Source organism: Bacillus sp. SIMBA_074 (assembly GCF_046534555.1).
Taxonomy (GTDB): Bacteria; Bacillota; Bacilli; order Bacillales; family Bacillaceae_G; genus Bacillus_A; species Bacillus_A mycoides.
Genome location: NZ_JAWRYM010000721.1, coordinates 1 through 262 on the forward strand (window position 1 = coordinate 1; position 262 = coordinate 262).

At 40.5% G+C, this 262-nt stretch carries 1 protein-coding gene; it reads left to right on the forward strand.

The features are described from left to right. Nucleotides 1–10: 10 nt before the first annotated feature. Nucleotides 11–106 carry a hypothetical protein gene (locus SB773_RS32675; RefSeq protein ID WP_410594550.1) on the forward strand — a complete coding sequence of 32 codons (96 nt, stop codon included), beginning with the start codon at nucleotides 11–13 and terminating at the stop codon, nucleotides 104–106. Nucleotides 107–262: the final 156 nt, after the last annotated feature.

Sequence of the window (262 nt, forward strand, 5' to 3'; positions counted from 1 at the left end):
TACGGTCACGATGCAATCACAAGGTAAGCAAAGTCTCTTTTTCAAAGCTGCAATCTCTACAATCACTCCGGTTAAATCCGTACCACTGCCGGAAATCTTAAAGTAAGCCTTCCATCATTCGTGAGCCAACAGCCCTATCTTTTATCTGATAGGGCTGTCTTGTTATTTGCATAATGATTTCGATTATTTGTTCTACTCCCTCTTTTTTGGTATTGTTTTCGTATAGAACGTACAAGGATGGTGGTTGGATTGTCGAGGAAAC

What these genes read in the sequence shown, in the direction of transcription:
- SB773_RS32675 (WP_410594550.1), top strand. Translation starts at nt 11, where the DNA reads ATGCAATCACAAGGTAAGCAAAGTCTCTTTTTCAAAGCTGCAATCTCT.